Annotated in this window: 1 protein-coding gene; it reads left to right on the top strand. The window is 64.9% G+C overall.

Annotated features, from left to right (window positions below; all coding sequences use genetic code 11):
• Window positions 1–46 precede the first annotated feature (46 nt).
• Window positions 47–1,078: IS21 family transposase (gene istA / locus ABD209_RS15555; protein WP_344067832.1), on the top strand; the 1,032-nt coding region annotated here is incomplete at its 3' end.

The following is a 1,078-nucleotide window of genomic DNA, read 5'->3' as shown; positions in this document are numbered from 1 at the left end:
TGAACAGTTGCGGCGCTTGAAAAGTGAACACCTCTGAGATTGGAGAGTGATCACTTTGGAGGACTGGGCGTTGATCCGGCGGTTGGCTGCTGATGGAGTGGCCAAGGCTGAGATCGCCAGGAAGCTGGGCATCTCGAGGACGACGGTCTTGAAGGCCATCGCCTCACAGGAGCCACCGAGGTACGAGCGGACGTCGAGGCCGACGTCGTTTACGCCGTTCGAGGCCAGGGTGCGGCAGCTCTTGGCGGACACGCCGGAGATGCCGGCGACGGTGCTGGCCGAGCGGGTCGGGTGGACGGGCTCGATCCGGTGGTTCCGCGACAACGTGAACCGGGTTCGAGCGGATCATCGGTCGATCGATCCGGCGGACCGGTTGTCGTGGTCCGCGGGCGACGCGGCGCAGTGCGATCTGTGGTTCCCGCCGCGCAAGATCCTGCTGGAGGACGGGTCGCGGTCGTTGTTGCCGGTGTTGGTGATCACGTGCGCGTTCTCGCGGTTCATGCTCGCGGTGATGATCCCCACGAGGAAGACGGAGGATCTGCTGCTGGGGATGTGGCAGCTGCTCACCCAGTTGGGTGCTGTGCCGCGACGACTGTTGTGGGACAACGAATCTGGTATCGGGAGAGGGAAGCTGACGGAGCCGGCGGCGGTGTTCGCGGGCTCGTTGGCAACCACGATCAAACTGTTGCCGCCGCGGGATCCGGAGTCCAAGGGCATCGTGGAACGCCGCAATGGTTTCTTCGAAACCTCGTTCATGCCCGGCAGGGTCTTCGCTTCCCCGCAGGACTTCAATGACCAGTTCAGTGCCTGGCTGGTGACAGCGAACGCACGCAAGGTGCGCACGATCAAAGCTCGCCCGATTGACCTGGTCAAGGTCGACAAGGCGGCCATGTTGCCGCTGCCGCCGGCCGTGCTGCACCTGGGTTGGCGTAACCACCTCCGACTCGGGCGGGATTACTACGTGCGCGTGGACACCAGCGACTACTCAGTCCACCCGTGCGCGATCGGCGGGCGCGTCGACGTCACCGCCGACCTCGAGAAGGTCCGGGTCCGACACGGCGGGCGGCTCGTGGCCGAA

The organism is Nostocoides vanveenii, from assembly GCF_039531165.1.
In the GTDB taxonomy this organism is placed as follows: Bacteria; Actinomycetota; Actinomycetes; order Actinomycetales; family Dermatophilaceae; genus Nostocoides_A; species Nostocoides_A vanveenii.
Note: the sequence above shows the minus strand (reverse complement) of the source record. Positions and strands in the feature narration are given on the sequence as shown.